At 39.0% G+C, this 17,899-nt stretch carries 17 protein-coding genes; 9 read left to right on the top strand and 8 right to left on the bottom strand.

Annotation, left to right across the window (positions count from 1 at the left end):
• Positions 1-3 precede the first annotated feature (3 nt).
• The 6 genes from EHR01_RS16010 to EHR01_RS15985 all read right to left on the bottom strand — a co-directional run bounded on the left by EHR01_RS16010 (position 4) and on the right by EHR01_RS15985 (position 8,563).
• The gene (locus EHR01_RS16010) at positions 4-1,056 is read right to left on the bottom strand and encodes an OmpA family protein (protein ID WP_135696127.1); all 1,053 of its coding nucleotides are present in this window, start codon (positions 1,054-1,056) and stop codon (positions 4-6) included.
• Positions 1,057-1,118: 62 nt separating this feature from the next.
• Positions 1,119-2,615: a sigma 54-interacting transcriptional regulator gene (locus EHR01_RS16005; RefSeq protein ID WP_135696125.1), complete on the bottom strand. Its 1,497-nt coding sequence runs from the start codon at positions 2,613-2,615 to the stop codon at positions 1,119-1,121.
• Between the two features lie 4 nt (positions 2,616-2,619).
• A complete protein-coding gene (prfB, locus tag EHR01_RS16000) occupies positions 2,620-3,747 on the bottom strand; it encodes a peptide chain release factor 2 (protein ID WP_100720986.1) in 1,128 nt (375 codons plus the stop codon).
• Between the two features lie 25 nt (positions 3,748-3,772).
• Entirely contained in the window at positions 3,773-4,612 is an 840-nt protein-coding gene (locus EHR01_RS15995) for a hypothetical protein (RefSeq protein ID WP_135696123.1), read from the bottom strand.
• Positions 4,612-5,889, bottom strand: a complete 1,278-nt coding sequence (gene purD / locus EHR01_RS15990; protein ID WP_135696121.1) for a phosphoribosylamine--glycine ligase — start codon at positions 5,887-5,889, stop codon at positions 4,612-4,614. The genes EHR01_RS15995 and purD overlap by 1 nt, the downstream gene beginning before the upstream one ends.
• A complete protein-coding gene (locus EHR01_RS15985) occupies positions 5,879-8,563 on the bottom strand; it encodes a valine--tRNA ligase (RefSeq protein WP_135696119.1) in 2,685 nt (894 codons plus the stop codon). Before EHR01_RS15985 ends, purD begins: the two co-directional genes overlap by 11 nt.
• Positions 8,564-8,679: 116 nt before the next feature.
• On the opposite strand from EHR01_RS15985, the gene EHR01_RS19230 reads away from it, so the two are divergent.
• The 5 genes from EHR01_RS19230 (at position 8,680) to EHR01_RS15965 (ending at position 12,192) form a co-directional block, all read left to right on the top strand.
• Entirely contained in the window at positions 8,680-8,829 is a 150-nt protein-coding gene (locus EHR01_RS19230; RefSeq protein ID WP_002972862.1) for a hypothetical protein, read from the top strand.
• A 31-nt stretch (positions 8,830-8,860) separates the two neighbouring features.
• Complete coding sequence (locus EHR01_RS15980; protein WP_135696117.1) at positions 8,861-9,307, top strand: thioredoxin family protein; 447 nt, start codon at positions 8,861-8,863, stop codon at positions 9,305-9,307.
• 33 nt (positions 9,308-9,340) lie between these two features.
• Complete coding sequence (locus tag EHR01_RS15975; RefSeq protein WP_135696116.1) at positions 9,341-9,916, top strand: hypothetical protein; 576 nt, start codon at positions 9,341-9,343, stop codon at positions 9,914-9,916.
• A gap of 121 nt (positions 9,917-10,037) precedes the next feature.
• Positions 10,038-11,468 carry a flavin-containing monooxygenase gene (locus EHR01_RS15970; RefSeq protein WP_135696114.1) on the top strand — a complete coding sequence of 477 codons (1,431 nt, stop codon included), beginning with the start codon at positions 10,038-10,040 and terminating at the stop codon, positions 11,466-11,468.
• On the top strand, positions 11,413-12,192 hold the full coding sequence (locus EHR01_RS15965; RefSeq protein WP_238836558.1) for a M23 family metallopeptidase: 780 nt from the start codon (positions 11,413-11,415) through the stop codon (positions 12,190-12,192). Before EHR01_RS15970 ends, EHR01_RS15965 begins: the two co-directional genes overlap by 56 nt.
• A gap of 22 nt (positions 12,193-12,214) precedes the next feature.
• Here EHR01_RS15965 and EHR01_RS15960 read toward each other — a convergent pair whose 3' ends face one another.
• Positions 12,215-12,526: a hypothetical protein gene (locus tag EHR01_RS15960; RefSeq protein ID WP_020776078.1), complete on the bottom strand. Its 312-nt coding sequence runs from the start codon at positions 12,524-12,526 to the stop codon at positions 12,215-12,217.
• Positions 12,527-12,606: 80 nt separating this feature from the next.
• The gene (locus EHR01_RS15955) at positions 12,607-14,109 is read right to left on the bottom strand and encodes a sodium:solute symporter family protein (RefSeq protein ID WP_244310155.1); all 1,503 of its coding nucleotides are present in this window, start codon (positions 14,107-14,109) and stop codon (positions 12,607-12,609) included.
• A gap of 139 nt (positions 14,110-14,248) precedes the next feature.
• On the opposite strand from EHR01_RS15955, the gene EHR01_RS15950 reads away from it, so the two are divergent.
• From EHR01_RS15950 to EHR01_RS15935, 4 genes are all read left to right on the top strand, one after another.
• Complete coding sequence (locus tag EHR01_RS15950; protein WP_135696110.1) at positions 14,249-14,521, top strand: hypothetical protein; 273 nt, start codon at positions 14,249-14,251, stop codon at positions 14,519-14,521.
• Positions 14,522-14,848: 327 nt separating this feature from the next.
• Complete coding sequence (locus EHR01_RS15945; protein ID WP_135696108.1) at positions 14,849-16,021, top strand: ACP S-malonyltransferase; 1,173 nt, start codon at positions 14,849-14,851, stop codon at positions 16,019-16,021.
• Positions 16,021-16,977 (top strand): helix-turn-helix transcriptional regulator, encoded by a 957-nt coding sequence (locus EHR01_RS15940; protein WP_135696106.1) that lies wholly within the window; start codon positions 16,021-16,023, stop codon positions 16,975-16,977. The genes EHR01_RS15945 and EHR01_RS15940 overlap by 1 nt, the downstream gene beginning before the upstream one ends.
• 10 nt (positions 16,978-16,987) lie before the next feature.
• Positions 16,988-17,899 (top strand): 4-(cytidine 5'-diphospho)-2-C-methyl-D-erythritol kinase, encoded by a 912-nt coding sequence (locus EHR01_RS15935; protein ID WP_135696104.1) that lies wholly within the window; start codon positions 16,988-16,990, stop codon positions 17,897-17,899.

The raw sequence follows: 17,899 nt of genomic DNA, 5'->3' as shown, positions 1-17,899 counted from the left end.
CGGTTATTCTGTTACCGATAGAACAGTAAAATCAACCCGTCTATTTTTGATTCGACCGGCTTCTGTAGAATTGGATTCAATTTCTGCTGTTTCACCAAACCCGCGATAGTCGAGTTGAGTCGCACTGACGCCATTTTTTACTAGTTCATCAAAAATAAACTTAGCACGTTCATCAGATAGGATTTTGTTTTCATCCATCTCACCAATAAAACAAGTATGTCCTTTCACTCGAACACGAATCCCTGGATATGACTTTAATGCTTCCGCTAGGGTTGCGATTTTATCACTCGCACTGTCTTCTGTTTGCATACTTTGTTTGATGAAACGAATTTGTAAGTCATTGATATAACGAATGGCAGAAGCTCTGGATTCAAACTGATCCGAAACTTTTCCTTGTGATAACTCCACGCGTTCCAAAGAACGAGTGCCCAGATCGGAGGAACCATTCAAACTTTGACCTGAGGTTGTGGTTTGCGATTTCGAACTACGATTGCAACTACGGATTCCAAAAATAATTAGAACAATAAAAAATACGAGAACCAGTCCCAGTAAGATCAATCTTCCGATACGATTTTGTCTTGGTGTGATTTGAAATTTATTCAAAGCAACTAGTTCATTGTATTCCGGTGTTGGCGCTACTTCGTCATGAGAAGTTTCCCCAAATTCATAACTTTCAGTGTAAGGAGTGAATCCTTCATCGGAAGCCTTAAGAGCACGAGCAGAGCTTCGTTTTGTTGTGTTTTCTTTTTTCGCAGATGCTTTAGTAGAAGATTTTTTCTTAGCAGCAGGAACTGAGATTTTAGCGGCCCATTTACGAATTTCGGAACGAAGGTATTCATCTGCTTCCGGTGAAAATTTAAAATTATCTCGAATGTATTTTACAGTACGTTTTTCAACATCTGTATAATCACCACCATCTTTGATGGCATCAAATAAGGTTTTTGCAATATTTTTGCCAATGGGAGCTTTGCTACGTTTGGTGGCTTTTTCAGCAATTTCTAACAATTCATTATCATAATGTTTACCACTGATGGTACGGTAATAACTATCTGCCACGTGAAAGCTCCTTAGTAATCATATCGACAGGTAAGGCCAATCTATCCATTCTTTTCTGGACTTTAGGTGTTGAATCCGTCCAGAAATTGGTTATTTTTGATCTTATACTGCAAAGAACCTCGGCTAATTCCCAAAAGTTTGGCTGCTTCTTCCTGTGTGGAGACTCGTTGGAAGGCCTCTTTGATCCAAATTGCCTCCAACCTTTCAATGGCAATGTTGAGAGATAAATTTTCCGAAGGAGATAAAATTTCTGTTCCCAGACTAAAACTCTGGACCTTCGCCGGAACCTCAGTTTCTCGTTTCCCATCTTGCAGAAATGAATGAGGTTCCAAAACCGATTCCGGTGGGACAAGAACTGCATATTGAATCACACTTTGTAATTGTCTCACATTCCCACTCCAAGGCATTCCTGTGAGTGCTTTGAGCGCATCAGTGGAGAAGGTTTTGTTCCTTCCATATTGTTTGTTGTATTGGTATAAAAAATGATGTGCAAGTAGAGGAACATCCCCTCTTCTTTCTCGTAATGGGGGCATCCGTAATGGAACCTCCGCTAGGCGGTAATACAAATCCATCGAAAAAGTTTCTTTCTGGATATCTTCTAATAAATCCCTTTTACTACCTGTAAAAATTCGAATGTTTAAAACCTCATCCTTCTTTTTGGTCGAAGGAATCGGAATCGTTTTGTCTCTAATTGTATGAAAGAGTTTTGTTTGTAGATTGGTTGGTAAATCACCAATGGATTCAATGTACAACGAACCCCCATTGGCTTGTTCTAATTTTCCTGGATTAAAAATTTTTCCACTTTGGGAACCAAATAACTCAGCTTCCAATAATTCATAACTAAGTCCCGAACAATCTACAGTAAGGAAAGGACCATTTTTTCTTTGAGAGATATAATGTAAGGCTTTGGCGACAAGTTTTTTACCAGCCCCTTCTTCTCCAATGATCATCACCGAAGTATCGGAGGGACCCACTTGGCGAATTCTATGTTTTAAAAATAAAATACTCGGGTCATAACCAAGAATTTCTTCAACAGGATCCTCTTCTCTTTTCGATTTTTCAAATGCTTCTTTTGCTATTCGTTCTTCCAAAATAACAATTGTTAATTGAGAGGCAAATAATGTAGCTTGGTTGATGATATCGGATGAGAAAAAATTAACCTTATCCGATTCTAAGTTTAAAACTCCAACTGTCGAATCTCTTGTTAACAGAGGGATAGCAAGTTCCGAACGAACCGTTTCAATAAGTTTTACATAATCTTTATCTAAAGTTACATCGGGAACATAGATAATTTCTCTGGTGGAGGCCGCGCGCCCAGTCACACCCAAGTTGAATGGAAGTTTGGCAGCAATTTTTTTCTCCCAATCCATCCCTTTTGCGGCCACAATGGTAAGGACTTTTTCTTCCTGGTCCATAATGGAAATACTACCGGTAGAGGCTCCAAACAAAGTCAGAGTCATATCCAAAATGAAATTCAATCGATCCGTAATATTCGGAAGTTGTTGAATTTCTTTTTGGATTTTCCTTAGAGCACCGGAAATATCCTGTTTTACAGACATTTGGTTATACTTTTGCGTTTGCCTTTTGGTTTGTCAGGTATTTTAAGTAAGCAATGATAAAATCTTCCAAGTCTCCGTCCATCACTGCGTGGACGTTCCCAGTTTCAAAATCGGTTCTATGGTCTTTTACCAAATTGTATGGATGGAACACATAACTTCGAATTTGCGAACCCCAAGAGATATCACGTTTTTCACCCGCTTTTTTAGCGTTTTCTTCTTCAGCTTTTTGTTTTTCCATTTCATACAAACGAGCACGAAGCATCTTCATCGCTGTATCACGGTTTTTGATTTGTGATCTTTCCATTTGGCAAGAGACCACAACACCAGTAGGAATATGTGTGATTCGCACAGCAGAGTCTGTTGTGTTGACGTGCTGTCCCCCAGCACCAGAAGAACGATACACATCCACACGTAGGTCTTTTTCTTCGATGTTTACTTGGATGTCGTCATCCACTTCCGGCGTTACATAGACAGAAGCAAAAGAAGTATGTCTTCTTTTATTAGAATCAAAAGGAGAGATCCGAACAAGTCTATGGACTCCGGATTCACATTTTAGATAACCAAAGGGATGATCCCCTTGGATGTAAAGCGTAGCGTTTTTGATTCCCGCAGTTTCACCCGGTTGGTAGTCTACAAGTTCCGCACGATACCCTTTTTGTTCACAAAACCTTGTGTACATTCGCAGTAACATATCAGCCCAGTCTTGAGATTCCGTTCCACCAGCACCAGGATGGATATTGATAAAAGCAGCTTTACCATCATCTTTACCAGCAAGGGCATCTAACATTTGCAAGTTTTCAAATGTTTCAAACATTCGATCAAAGTCATCGTTTAATGATTTTAATCCCGCCTCACCCATTTCTTCGGATGTAAGTTCAATCAAATCAGGAAAATCAATCAGTTCCTTTTTTAAATCCAACCAAGGATCTAACTTTAGTTGTAACTCGTTTCGTTTTTGAGTGACTGTTTTTGCTTGGTCTGGTGAGTCCCATAATTTGGGATCGTTTGCTTTTTCAATGAGTGAAGATAAACGGTCGTAGTCTTCTTGGAAATTTTGTGCAGTCCAATAGGATTGGAAAGTCTCAATCATTTCTGATGTTTGTTTTTTTAAGTCTTTTAGTGATCTATCCATAATGCGTAAATCCGAAGTGGAAGTTTTAAAACAAAGAATCTTTGCGGAGACGTTCCACTTCCCATTGGAATGTTGTTTCTCTGAGCTGCGGAGTATTTCCCTCTACAGTTCCCACAAGAGAATAACTTGATTCTTTTCCGTATGTATCAGGCAAACGTTTGAGTATGAATTTACCTGACTTAATGAGTTCAATGACATGGAGTAAAAAAGGATCTTTTTCTTTTCTGCTCATTTCTTCCATAGAATAATAAAAAGTAGAAAGACCTTTATAAAACCAATCGATGTATTCGTTTTTGCCGCGTGGCCAAATTTGTTCCAAACGAATTTCCGATTCTTGGACTAGCGACTTACCAAGGAAAGGTTTTTGCAAAACACGACACTGAGAATAAATTTCAAAGTTTAAATCCCGGTCTCCACCCTTTTCAAAATCCACACCAATCCAACGAATCCAAGATTTTTTTTCTTTGATGGATAAAGCTGGAATCAGTGCAAACAAATAACCTTGGTCTTTGAATATCCTTTCATGAGCAAGATGTTCTAAAATTTCCATCGGGATCATATAATGGCCTTTGGCCCATTCAATCACATAAGGGATGGATTCTAATTGAAGGTACTCAGGTGGAGTTTCCGAACGAATGATATCACCAAACTGCGTGAGGATAAAAATAAACGATAACAACTCTTGACGACTAAGACCCGAAAGCACACTTACCGATCCACTTAAGTTTTGAAGGGCACGGCGAATCATAAGATGTTGTTGGAGTTGGGTTTGGTTTTCAGACAAAATGATCCCTAGATGTTTTTCAAAATTGCGAAGGCTAACACGTTCACAATTTTTAAAATTTCCAGAGATACTAAATGGCATTAGAGAGCACGCCTTCCTATGTCTTTTCTATAAAATGTATCTGGAGCTTTGATTTTTCCTAGAAACGCATAACAATCATTAATTGCATCTTTTAGAGAATTTCCAAAAGAAGTGATTCCGAGAATTCGTCCACCATTTGCCAAAATTTGGTTTTCTTGGCTTTTCGTTCCTGCATGGTAAACCACCACATTCCCCTCGTTTGGCGGAATCTCTAAAGGCATTCCTTTCTGTGGGGCGTCCGGATATCCTTTCGCTGCAAGCACCACAATGGCAGAGGATCCCTCTTTTAGTTTTAGATTTCTCTCCGGGAGGTTGCCCATGGCAGAGGCATAAAAAATAGGTAAAATATCTTCATCCAACAAACGAAGTACACACTGAGTTTCTGGATCTCCAAAACGACAGTTAAATTCCACTACATTGGGATTTCCTTCTTTGGTAATCATAAGACCAACATAAAGAAGTCCTTTATAAGGATGGCCTGCCGATCTAAAATCAGCTAACATCGGTTCGATGACGAGTTCCTTTACTTTTGTAAGAACAGAATCTGTGACAATCGGTGCCGGGGCATAAGCACCCATCCCACCTGTGTTTGGACCAATGTCGCCATCATAAGCTCGTTTGTGGTCTTGGGCCGCAGGAAGGCACATATACCTTTCCCCATCGGTAATGACAAAAAGAGATGCTTCTTCTCCTTCTAAAAAGGATTCCAAAACTACTTTATTACCACTTTCCCCAAACTTTGATTCTAAAAAGATTTCATCTAACGCCTGTTTCACTTCCTTCATTTCGAAAGCAACAGTGACACCCTTTCCAGCTGCAAGGCCATCCGCTTTGACAACCAAAGGTAAAATTTCTTTTTGGGCATAACTCCAAGCAGACTCATGATCTGTAAACACAGCAAAAGAAGCCGTAGGAACTTTGGCCCGTTTCATCATTTCTTTGGCAAAATGTTTACTTCCTTCCACTTGCGCACAATAAGCAGAAGGTCCAAAACAAGGGATACCTATTTCAGCACACCAATCAGAAAGTCCGTTCACAAGAGGATCTTCTGGGCCAACCACAACAAGATTTGTTCCCGAAGATTTTATATAATCAAAAAATTTGGATTTATCCGTGATGGATATGTCCTTTGGATCCAATAAGATTTCTTTTGAAAAACCACCGTTCCCTGGAAACACTTTAAGCGATTCCAAAGATTTTGATTTAGAGATGGCATCCGCTAACGCATGTTCTCTTCCGCCACTCCCAATGAGTAAAACTTTAAATTTATGTTCCAATTTTTTCTAAAGCCCTTACCGTACTATCTAGTTTTTCTTTCCAAGTATTATACTTTTCTCTTTCTTTTTCGACCACATCCGGTTTTGCTTTTTCTAAGAAAGATGGATTGTTGATTTTGTTTTCCAACTTTTCCATTTCCAATTGGATTTGTTTTTTCTCTTTTTCCAATCGTTGTTTTTCTTTTTCAAAATCAAAAATACCTTCCAAAGGAAGAAAAATTTCTCCGATGGAAAAAGCACCTACGGAATCTGTATTTTTTGCTTCATAAGAATCTAAAAATTCCAAACTTTCTGCTTTGGAAAGTTGGAGGATGGATTTGATTTCTCTTTCCATCATTTCTTTTAATTCTTTATGGCTACACTTGATGATGACCTTACATTTTTTCTCAGGTTTGACTCCGAGTTCTGCGCGCATGTTACGAATCTTTGTGATGATCTCTCGCACAAGTTCCATACGAACTACAGCCGGTGCGGAATCAGAAACTCCATATGGTTTTGGAAATTCTGTTTTTGCAAGTTCTGTTGGATCAAGCAAGGAATGAATTTCTTCCGTGATGAATGGCATAAACGGATGTAAAAGCCCGAGCGATTTTTTCAAAACACTCACAAGCACAAACCGCGCTTTTTCTTGTGATTCGGGGGTTACATTCCCATACACACGAGCTTTGGTTAATTCCAAATACCAATCACAGAACGATCCCCAAACAAAATCATAAACAGCATTTGCCATTTCAAAAAAAAGATAACCAGAATAGGCTTTTTCATACTTACTAAGCATCCGATCAAATTCATTCAAAACCCAAAGGTCAGTATCTTCTAAAGAATTAATATCTGGTTCTTTGGTCGTGAACTCTTCCGGTAGGTTCATAAATATAAACCGGCTTGAGTTCCAAATTTTATTACAGAAAGACCTATAGCCGTCTAACCGTGATTCGTCGAAAAGAATGTCCTTTCCTTCCGGCAAAACGGCTGCGAGAAAAAATCGAAACGAATCGGTTCCGTATTTAGTCATCATATCCAAAGGATCTACTACGTTTCCAAGGGACTTACTAAACTTCTTACCATCTTTATCACGAACAAGGCCATGGATGAGAACCTTTTGGAAAGGAACATCCCCCATAAATTTAAGACCATTCATTATCATCCGAGCGACCCAGAAGAAGATGATATCAAATCCCGTCACGAGAACGGAGGTAGGATAGTATTGTTTGAGTTCTTCCGAATTTTCAGGCCAACCAAATACAGTGAAAGGCCAAAGTCCGGAAGAGAACCAAGTATCTAAAACGTCTTCATCTTGTTTGATGGTCTCTTTTGTGACATTCACACCTTTTTTAGAAAATAGAGATACTGCTTCTTCGATGGATTCAGCAACCACCATCTCACCATTTGGTGCATAATAAGCAGGAATTCTATGACCCCACCAAAGTTGGCGAGAAATACACCAATCACGGATATTTTCCATCCACTCAAAGTATGTTTTTTCCCACATCTTTGGTTGGAATTGAACCTTTCCAGATTTCACAACTTCAATGGCAGGTTTAGCAAGGGATTCAATTTTTACAAACCACTGAGTCGATAACAACGGTTCGATGACCGCTCCCCCTCTTTGGTTGTGACCTACACTATGGATATGAGTTTCTATTTTTTCAATATAACCATTCGTTTCGAGTTCTTCCACAACTCGTTTGCGAGCTTCGAACCGGTCGAGTCCATTGTATTTACCTGTATGTTCGTTTAAAGTCCCATCCAAGTTCATAATGTTGAGTGGAGTGAGTTTCAAACGAAGTCCCGCTTCATAGTCATTGATGTCATGGGCCGGAGTGATCTTCACAAGCCCCGATCCAAATTCTTTATCTACAAAGGAATCGAACAAAACGGGAATCTCTTTTCCCGCAATTGGTAAAAATACAAACTTACCCTTTAAATCCGTATAACGTGCGTCATCTGGATGGGCACAAACAGCCACGTCACCAAACATGGTTTCGGGTCTTGTGGTTGCGACAACGATGTATTCGCCCTTGTTAAGAGTTTTTGGATCTTTGGATTGAAACTCTGCTTTTGGATATTTGATATGATAGAGTTTGCCCTGTTTTTCTTTATACTCTACTTCAATGTCTGAGATAGCAGTTTTTGTAACCGGACACCAGTTGATGATTCGTTCGCCACGGTAAATCAATCCTTCATCATACAAACTACGAAATACTTTAATGACTGCTTTGGAAAGTCCTTCATCAAAGGTAAACCGTTCGCGCGACCAATCGACTGATTCACCGAGTAACCGTTGTTGCTTGGCTATCATTCCACCAGAGTGTGCCTTCCATTCCCAAACTTTTTCGATAAATCCTTCGCGAGTAAAATCGGTTCTAGACTTTCCTTCTTTTCCTAACTCACGTTCCACAACCACTTGTGTGGCAATGCCAGCGTGGTCCATTCCGGGAACCCAAACTACATTTTTACCTTTTTTACGTTCGATACGAATGATGATGTCTTGGATGGTATGATTGAGTGCATGACCAATGTGTAAATTCCCTGTAACGTTTGGTGGAGGGATGACGATCGAAAATGTTTCTTTGCGAGAAGTGTCAGGCGCGAAGGTTTTTTTTTCTTCCCAGGTTTTTATCCATTTGGGCTCTACAGATTCGGGATCGTAACGGTCAGGTAGCTGTGATTTCATAGGGTCTTTGGATTTCTTGCACTTTACTATGTTTCGTAAAGAGTTTAGGGGTCAAGGATGAAACAGCAACCAAGGTTCGCATTGACAGAAAGGAGAGGCAAAAGAATCTGGTTGGCATGAACGCAAAAACAGCAAAAATCCTCGGCAAATATGCAACCTTCAAAGGTGTTTCAGAAAAACAATTGAAACGCGATTGGTTGTCTCTTTCCCATATCGATAAAGATAAAAAAAGACAAGAAATCCTTAAAGAAATCGCTAAGAAATAAAACATGCGGAAGAATCCTTCCGCTTTTTTTTATGGAACGTAAGTTTCAAATTCTTCTCTCTCTTCTAATTTTTGGATCCTCTCTCTCCGATCTTTTTTATTGTTCCAAACAAAGTGACATAATATTTTCCCAGTATGAAGAAAGTTTGGCTTTGGCAAAAAACTCCAACCGTAAGCTCATCGTACTTTTCGGAGCCGATTGGTGTCCCGACTGTAGAGCATTAGATGGGATTTTTGGGGAACCAGAACCAAAGGCTGTCCTCAAAGAAAATTTTGTCCTCTTCAAAGTAGATGTCGGCCGCTTCGACAAAAATTTAAGTCTAAATGAAAAACTAGGAAACCCCATTCAAAATGGAATCCCTGCTCTTGTCATCATAAGCCCAGAAGGAAACATTCTCACCTCAACAAAAGGTGGTGAATTCTCTAACGCAAGTAAGATGACAAAAGAACAAGTTTTAGAATTTTTATATCATCTTTAGGAGAAGTTTGTTTTAAACAAACTGTTCAATTTTATGAACCGAACCAAAAACCAATTCACAAAAAATTTGTTTTCATACAAATTCAAATCAACGATTCAATTCTTAAAAAACTCAAGTTTATATCTTATTTTGCTTTTGACTTTTTCTCTATCTGCAGAAGAACCAACTGCCCCGACACTTGCTCTTGGCAACTCCCTTCCTGAAATCAATTATACAAACCAGTGGGAAGAACCAAGTCCGATCCCTATAGATACGACAAAGGTAATTTTTATTGCTGATATGGATGCCAGTAAAATCATCCATCCCATTTTAGAAAAAGAAGGAAAAGGATATTTGGAAGGAAGGCATGCAGTGCTTATTTCCGATATTCATAAAATGCCGTCCCTTATTTCAAAGTTTGTAGCACTTCCAAAAATGAAATCCTATCCATATACTCTTCGTTTGGTGAGAGAGGAAAAAATTGCAGATCCTTTTCCAAGAACAAAAGGTTCTCTCACTCTCATCCAACTAAAAGCGGGAAAGATTACGAAGATCCAGATTTCCAATGGAGAAACAGAGATTCGTTCTTTTTTGGAAACCCAAGAAAAACCTTCTAAATCTGATCGTTAAACATTGAATATATGTCAAAATAACTCTTTTTTTACTTAGAAAAGTAAAATCTTCTTGATAACGACATTCTGTATTCTGAAAATCTCTCCCTAAGTCTATCTTTAGTTGCGAGAGAATTACTATGCCACTTCCTAAAGTTTGTGTGATCGGGGCCGGTTCCTCCGGTATAACAGTCATTAAATCTCTAAAGGAAAATGGAATTCCTTTTGATTGTTACGAAAAAGGAAGTGATGTGGGAGGTAACTGGCGTTACAAAAACGACAATGGCCTCAGCAATATTTACAAATCCCTTCATATCAATACTCACAGGGATCGAATGGAATACCGTGACTACCCGATGCCCACAAATTATGCGGATTATCCAAACCATGAGCCCATTCAAAAATACTTTTTATCCTATGTGGATCACTTTGGACTTCGCAAACACATCCAATTTAAAAACGGAGTCAAAAAAGCAGAACGCACCGAAGATGGAATTTGGAAAATCACTCCCGAAAAAGGTCCAGTCAAATACTATGACGTGTTAGTTGTTGCTAATGGACACCATTGGAGTGAACGTTGGCCCGACCCCGCCTTTCCTGGAAAATTTTCGGGCCAAATCATGCATTCCCATTCCTATGTAGATCCAAAAACGCCCGTTAAATGTGAAGGAAAAAACGTAGTCGTTCTTGGTATGGGAAATAGTGCGATGGATATCTCCGTGGAACTTTCTAGGCCTGGTGTTGCAAAAAAAGTATTTTTATCAGCAAGACGTGGTGCCTACGTCATTCCCAACTATCTATTTGGAAAACCATTAGATAAATTAACAGAATACACTCCGCATTGGGTTCCTTTTTTTATCCAACAAACACTCGCTCACCTTCTCATTCGTTTTGGTGTCGGAAAGATGGAAGACTTTGGTTTACCAAAACCAGATCATAAGTTTGGTTCAGCACACCCCACCATCTCTCAAGATTTACTTGTTAGGCTAGGACGAGGGGATATCAAACCAAAACCTGTCATTACAGAACTCAAAGGGAAAAAAATTGCTTTTGCAGATGGAACAGAAGAAGAAGCGGATGTTCTCATTTACTGTACAGGTTACAATATCAAGTTTCCATTCTTTGATGAGGATTTTATTTCCGCTCCCAATAATTACCTCCCTCTTTTTTACAAAATGATCAAACCAGGAATCAATGATTTGTTTTTTGTGGGGCTTATGCAACCGTTAGGTGCCATTATGCCACTCGCAGAATGCCAAGGAAAATGGATCTCTCAATATCTTACTGGAAATTATGTATTACCTTCTAAAGAGGATATGGAAAAAGCCATCGAACATGACCAAGTCAAAATGCAAAAAAGGTATGTGAGTAGTACACGCCACACCATCCAAGTGGATTACGATTCTTTTCTATATGAGATGAAAGAAGAGATGGCAACAGGTAAAAAAAGATCGGCAAAACTCGGAAACCATTTGCCAATCGAAGCACGAGCGGAATTCCTTTCGGAAGGACGTCATGATTCTTCTAAATCTTCGAGAACTTCTAAAAAGAAATTGGTTCGTAGCAGATAACCATTTTTTTCCTTTCTTTTTCACAATCTGTCTTGCGCTCCTCGGGACAGGTTGTGCCTCCAAAGGATATTCATACCAAGGAAACCCTCTCTTTGGATGGATGGAATCATCGGGGGAAGTTCGCACCACAGACCCGTATCCCATTCTAAAACGATATCCCTCTTTCCAAGCCACTGACTTTGAATTTCCTGTTGGTGGAAAATATGCGGAAGGATATTATTTGGCTCAAAAGTTTGGAGCCGAAAATGGAAAGTTTGGAGGGAGAAAACATTTAGGCGAAGATTGGAATGCAATCACCGGTGGTGATAGTGATTATGCAGCCCCAGTCTATGCGTTCGGGAATGGAGTGGTTTCTGAAATTGCCGATTATGGTGGTGGTTGGGGTAAAGTGGTTAGGATTGTTCATTACCATAATGTGGGGAATGGAGATTTTTGGTTTTTAGAAACAGTTTATGCCCACCTTCATACCATTGATGTAGAACCTGGACAATTGGTGAAAAAAACAGAATGGATTGGAACGATTGGAGATGCTAATGGAAACTATCCCGCGCATCTACATTTCGAACTTCGTTCAATCATCGGTGGACCGTTAGGTGGGGGTTATGCACTAAAAACAGAAGGTTTTTTGCCACCAACAAGGTGGCTCATGCAATATGGACCAAAGGAAAAATCTTTTTCAGAAGAAAGTTTTCAGTTTCTGATGGAAAAGGGTGGGACCCTTTAATGCAATTTTGTAATATACGAAATCAGTAACTACTAATAAAACCCAACACTTCGTCTTCTTTTTCAGCATTTGTGTCATAAAAATTACAATGGATTTCGTATAAAGGTTCGTTTCCAAGTTTTTCACATTTCAAAGTTTTTACAAGAAAGTCAACAGAACCTGTCATAGAAATCATTTTTAAAGACACTTTTAAAATAGATGGTACTTCTATGTCATAAGGATGGAGAAACATAATCCCTCTAGCACTAATGTGTTTTTTAGAATCATAATCCTTTAGCTGTTCCAATTGAACTTCGAATGTGGCTGGAATTTCTGTATAATGATTTGGTTTCATGGTCTTGGTATATACTGCAACAAACATAGAATGATTAATACCCTCATTCAATTACTATTTTATTACGTACGTATAAATCTTTATGCAAAAATGATATTAAACCCGGCAAGAAAGACAATCAGTCCAACGCCCCAAGCTAAAATTCTTGGATCCCAAAATGGATTTGTTTTGTCCCTATCCGAATAAATTAACCCATGAAGATCCTTTCCTGGAACTTCCGTTTCAATCAAACTTACGATAACCATAGTTAGAAAACAAACCAATCCGGAATAGATAGCACCATAAAAATTAGAAACCATATCCGATTTGTAATATATAATCTCTAGTGAATATAGTATAAAATGAACCAATCCACTTCCTGTTCCGAATAACATTCCATAAAAGGCACTCCATCCAGACGCTCGTTTCCAAAACATCCCTAACAAAAATATAGAAATGAGTGGTGCATTAAAAAAGGAGAATAACAGCTGTATGTAGTTCATAATGTTTTCAAATTGCATTGCAATATACGATGCGAAAATTGCAAAAAAGACTGCAAACATTGTACAAAGTTTTCCAATTTTTAAATAATCTTTATCTTCTTTGTTTTGATCGATATATGTTTGGTAAATATCATAAGTAAAAATAGTATTCATTGCCGTAATGGAGCTAGACATACCTGCCATAAATGCTGCAAGTAAAGCAGTGGTACCAAGACCTAACATTCCTGCTGGATAAAAGTTTTTTAGTAATATTAAAAAACTTTTATTATACTCTCCATTCATCTCTTTTGAAAATTCAGTTAATGCAATTAACCCAGGGATGACTGTTAAAAATGGCAAAAACAATTTAAACACAGCACCAATGAGTGGAGTTCTTCTTGCTGCTCTGTAATCTTTTGCAGCCATTGCCCTTTGCACTTCCGTAAACCCACAAGTCCAATATGAAAAAGACAATACAAAACCTAAACCAACAGTGACACTTAACAAGTCCCAACCCAGTTCATTTTTTCCATTGGCGAGCCCCAACCACATATGTTTATGTGAATTTGGAATTTTTTGCATAAGTCCATCCCAACCGCCTAACCGAATCAATCCGATAATCACAAGGGGAAACAAACCGAGAACCGTTAAAAAAAATTGCATCACCTCTGTATAAATAGAGGAACTGAGTCCACCAAAGTATGTATAAATCAAAACAATAAAGGCACTAAATAAAATGGATAGATGAGGATTCCAACCAAACATTGTTTCAAAGACCAAAGACAAAGAATAAAGATAAATCCCTGAACCAAGAGCTAACGATAACAATGTGATGGATGCGTTTAAAAGATGTGCAGGTCGGTTGAACCTGTAACGTAGGTATTCAGGTACACTTCGTATTTTGGAAGAATAATAAAATGGCATCATAAAGATCCCAAGAAAAATCATCCCTGGAATGGCACCTAAGTAGTAGAAATGGAAGGTCAAAAAGCCATATTCCGCACCACTGGCACTCATCCCGAGTAATTCCAATGCGGAAATATTAGCAGAAATAAAAGCGATCCCCGTGATCCAACTGGGGATCTTTCGCCCCGCCAGGAGAAAATCACTCGATTGGTTCATGGATTTCTTCAAGAGAACCCCAATCACAATCATGAACCCCACAAAAACCAAAAGGATTAAATAGTCAATGGGTCCAAGGGAAACGAACATACGCTCGTAAGTGATGCGAAAATTAAACTTTGTAAAGAGGAAATCCCGAATGACAGTGCTTAGAGATTATTTTCCTACAAAAATTTCCAGACTGGCCGACACTCAAGGTAACTCTTTGAATGAAAAAGACTTTCCGAATTATGTCACATTGCTAGATTCGGAACCACCAGGAGGATCTATGTTCTATCTTCTTTTAGCCCTTCTCCATGAAGACTATTCGTCAGGAAGGATCGACTTTTCTACCTATTTTGAAAATATCGTTCTTCTCGCCTTGGACCACGAACGCATTAAATCCAATCTCGAACAAAGTAAAGCGGCATAATTCGACAACTGGTGGGAAAGGAAAAGTAAAGTCACTTACCTTTTTCACCGGGTTTCCTTTGAAAGTCACTGAAAACGGTAACTGACTTTCGTTTTCCACTCAGTTTACAAGTCCACCCGATCGAAAATGAAACCCACTCACTCTTTTCACTCAGTATTTTTTAATACTGACGCTCCAAAGTAACTCGCTTTCCCTCTCAATCCACTCACCTAAGCCTGTGAGTGTAAAATTCCTGTCCCTTTCTTAGGTTCCTCCCTTGAATTTTCTCCTTGTTCTAGGAAGTCCGATCTGTACGGTAACAGAAAAATCATATCTCAGGAAGATAAAATGACATCGGCCAAACTCCTTACGGGTACCCTCCAAAATTCACAAAAATTTTTCCTTCAATTTGGGGGACAGGGTTCACCTTATCTAAAAGAACTCGTAAAATTATACGCAGAACCAGAACTCAAAGAATTTTTCGAAACAAGTTTCAAAACCATTGCTGAAATTGCCGCTCGTGATGGCAAAAGTCCACTCCTCAATGAAGGATTTGATTTCAAATCTTGGATCGAAAATCCAGATGCTGCTCCTTCTGAAGATTATCTAGCTCGCGCACCGATTTCTGTTCCGGGAATCTTTATGACCCAAATTGCCAATTACGTTTTGGTTTCAAAACGTGGTTACCCAACAGCTGAACTCATCAAAGCAACTGGTGCTGTCAGCGGACATAGCCAAGGGGTCATTGCTTCTGCACTTGTTGGTCTTGGAAAAGATGGAGCCGATTTTTTAAAGGCATATTCTGACTTCTTAAAGTTTGTGTTTTATCTTGGATTCAACGGTCAAAAAGTTTATCCTAACTTTGTTGTTCCGGAAGAAGTTGTGAAAGAAAACGAAGCCAACGGAGATAAAAATCCAGCGCCTATGGTTGCAGTGATTGGTTATTCAAAAGATGAATTAGAAGAAAGAGTGAAAAAAACAAATGACTCTCTTGGACTCAAAGGACAAGACACAGTTTTCATTTCTCTTTACAACACTCCAGATTCTATGATTCTTTCTGCACTTCCTTCTTCACTTCTTGCATTCCGTAAACAATGGAAAGCAGAAATGGACGAAAAGAAATTTAAGTTTGTTTATTTGAAAACAACTGCACCTTTCCATTGCCCATTTATGGAAACATCACTTGATAAATTCAATGCAGAAGATGCATCTGTGGTTCCATTCCCATATACTGGCGCTGATTTAAAAGTTCCTGTATATAGTATCTATGATGGTCACAACTTACAAAAAGATGGAAACCTACGTGACATCCTTTTTAAGATGGTCCTCATTGAGCCACTTTACTGGGATTTGGCGATTGCTCCTATTTTTAATGACAGTGCCATTAACACAATCATTGACTTTGGGCCAAGTGTTGTAAGCCAAAGATTAACTGGTGGACACTTAAAGGCAAAAAACATCGAAAAACAATCATTATGTGCATCTAATGCAAAGGAATTAAAAGTAATTCTAGAAGCATAATGAATCCATCCACTGCTCGAGCCGCTTCAAAATTAAATTTAATCCGCCTTCTGGCTTCACATCCAGAAGGTCTTGGGTTAGAAGAAATCCAAAGCGTAACGGGTCACAAATCAATCGCGACTCTCAAAAAAGATTTAGGTGAGTTGTATATGATTGAAATGTATCCGTATTCACCAACCGATGCTGTGGAATTAGATTTTGATGGGGAGAAAGTAAAAATCCGACTCCCCATTGCCGTTGATTCTGCACTTCCACTTTCGCCTAAAGAATGGTCTCTCCTTCGTTCTCTTTTAACCAACGATTTAAAATCCGAAGATTCTAAAGTTAAAAAATCAATTTTATCTAAAATTGATGCAGTCATTCCTGCTGGTGACTGGTCTCCTTACCAAAAAACCAAAGAAACCATCATTGAAGCCATTGACGCAAAAAAAACACTAACAATTGTTTATTGGAAAAGAGATACAAAGGAAAAAGAAACAAGGACTTTGGCTCCCTGGATTCTCTGGGAAGAAAATGATTCTTATCTTTTGGCATATGATTTAAAAAAAGAAGGATTCAGATCCTTTCGATTGGATTATATTTTAGACCTTAACATTTCTGAATCAAAATATCCAAACTTACCAGATACAGCAGGTGAGTTTCTCGAAGGGTTCAAACAATTGTTTGGTGCCGAGACGGAAAACAAAGAAATTGCAAAACTTTGGATCACCGATGGAGCGTCCTATCACTTGGGAATGAAATTGAACCTAACACCAACTGGAAATCAAAAACAAATTGGTGATTCTGTATATCGAGAATTCCAAACACCAATCCGAGACCAAAACTGGTTTATCCAAACGATTCTTGGTTACGGCAATTCAATTCTTGTCTCGGAACCGAATGAAATCAAAACCTCCATTCTACTACATTTGCAGTCGTTAGCACCATCCAGACAAAATCTCCATCCGCAAACATAGGAAACTTTTCTTGAAATCTATCTCACCAGGAAAGATTAACATTGGTTTGTTTGTTCCTTACAAAAGAGAGGATGGGCTCCACGAAATTCGAAGTGTTTTTGTTCCCATCAGTTTAGGAGATCCAATGGAAGTAGAGATAAACCCTCTACCTGATGGTTCAAACTCTGTGCTTCATCTCGTTTCCGAAAATCACCTAAAGGGTTATCGTCATTCGAAATTCGAAGAAGTTTCCGAAAGAGGAGATTTTACAAAAAACATCCTCTACAAGGCCTTTCAAAAGTTAGTCACTTACCTTTCTCACCCAGTTTCCGTCTCCATCCACTTACAAAAATATCTCCCTCCAGAAGGGGGAATTGGCGGGGGGAGTAGCAATGCCGGGTTTTTCTTAAAGGAACTCTACCCTTTTACAAAACTTTCCAAGGAAGAGCAGATTTCTCTGGCAAAGTCCATAGGGGCCGATGTCCCTTTTTTCCTACAATCCTCTGCTTGTTTTGTGAGTGGGATCGGCGAGGTGCTCGAACCTATTTCTGTAGCCAAAGGAACAGGGATTTTGGCCATCCCTCCCTTCGGACTTTCTACTGCATCTATGTACGCAGGCCTTCAAAAAAGTTTACAAAAACCCTATGGTTCCCAAGTATGGAAATCTCTGGCAGAGGATTTAATTCGAAGTCTTCAAGTCGGGGATTGGGCATACCTGCAAAACAGGCTTGAGAACGAGTTTGAAAAAATCGCTTTTCAGACCCAACCCTTACTAAAGGAATTGAGATTAGGGTTTTTTGAGTCGGGAGCAGTCTATGCTTCTTTATCGGGTTCGGGTTCTTGCTTTTACGGCATTTATCCTTCAGATAGAGAAAGAGACGAAGCCCTTCGCATTGTCTCCAATCGATTTCCCGATATGGAATTTCGAACGTTCTCTTTTTAG

This window comes from Leptospira mtsangambouensis, from assembly GCF_004770475.1.
GTDB classification, from domain to species: Bacteria; Spirochaetota; Leptospiria; order Leptospirales; family Leptospiraceae; genus Leptospira_A; species Leptospira_A mtsangambouensis.
The sequence above is the reverse complement of the archived record's forward strand: the minus strand, read 5'-3'. Positions and strand labels throughout refer to the sequence as shown.

What these genes read in the sequence shown, in the direction of transcription:
- EHR01_RS16005 (WP_135696125.1), bottom strand. Translation starts at nt 2,615, where the DNA reads ATGTCTGTAAAACAGGATATTTCCGGTGCTCTAAGGAAAATCCAAAAA.
- prfB (WP_100720986.1), bottom strand. Translation starts at nt 3,747, where the DNA reads ATGGATAGATCACTAAAAGACTTAAAAAAACAAACATCAGAAATGATT.
- EHR01_RS15995 (WP_135696123.1), bottom strand. Translation starts at nt 4,612, where the DNA reads ATGCCATTTAGTATCTCTGGAAATTTTAAAAATTGTGAACGTGTTAGC.
- EHR01_RS15985 (WP_135696119.1), bottom strand. Translation starts at nt 8,563, where the DNA reads ATGAAATCACAGCTACCTGACCGTTACGATCCCGAATCTGTAGAGCCC.
- EHR01_RS19230 (WP_002972862.1), top strand. Translation starts at nt 8,680, where the DNA reads ATGAACGCAAAAACAGCAAAAATCCTCGGCAAATATGCAACCTTCAAA.
- EHR01_RS15980 (WP_135696117.1), top strand. Translation starts at nt 8,861, where the DNA reads ATGGAACGTAAGTTTCAAATTCTTCTCTCTCTTCTAATTTTTGGATCC.
- EHR01_RS15975 (WP_135696116.1), top strand. Translation starts at nt 9,341, where the DNA reads ATGAACCGAACCAAAAACCAATTCACAAAAAATTTGTTTTCATACAAA.
- EHR01_RS15970 (WP_135696114.1), top strand. Translation starts at nt 10,038, where the DNA reads ATGCCACTTCCTAAAGTTTGTGTGATCGGGGCCGGTTCCTCCGGTATA.
- EHR01_RS15965 (WP_238836558.1), top strand. Translation starts at nt 11,413, where the DNA reads ATGATTCTTCTAAATCTTCGAGAACTTCTAAAAAGAAATTGGTTCGTA.
- EHR01_RS15960 (WP_020776078.1), bottom strand. Translation starts at nt 12,526, where the DNA reads ATGAAACCAAATCATTATACAGAAATTCCAGCCACATTCGAAGTTCAA.
- EHR01_RS15955 (WP_244310155.1), bottom strand. Translation starts at nt 14,109, where the DNA reads ATGAACCAATCGAGTGATTTTCTCCTGGCGGGGCGAAAGATCCCCAGT.
- EHR01_RS15950 (WP_135696110.1), top strand. Translation starts at nt 14,249, where the DNA reads ATGACAGTGCTTAGAGATTATTTTCCTACAAAAATTTCCAGACTGGCC.
- EHR01_RS15945 (WP_135696108.1), top strand. Translation starts at nt 14,849, where the DNA reads ATGACATCGGCCAAACTCCTTACGGGTACCCTCCAAAATTCACAAAAA.
- EHR01_RS15940 (WP_135696106.1), top strand. Translation starts at nt 16,021, where the DNA reads ATGAATCCATCCACTGCTCGAGCCGCTTCAAAATTAAATTTAATCCGC.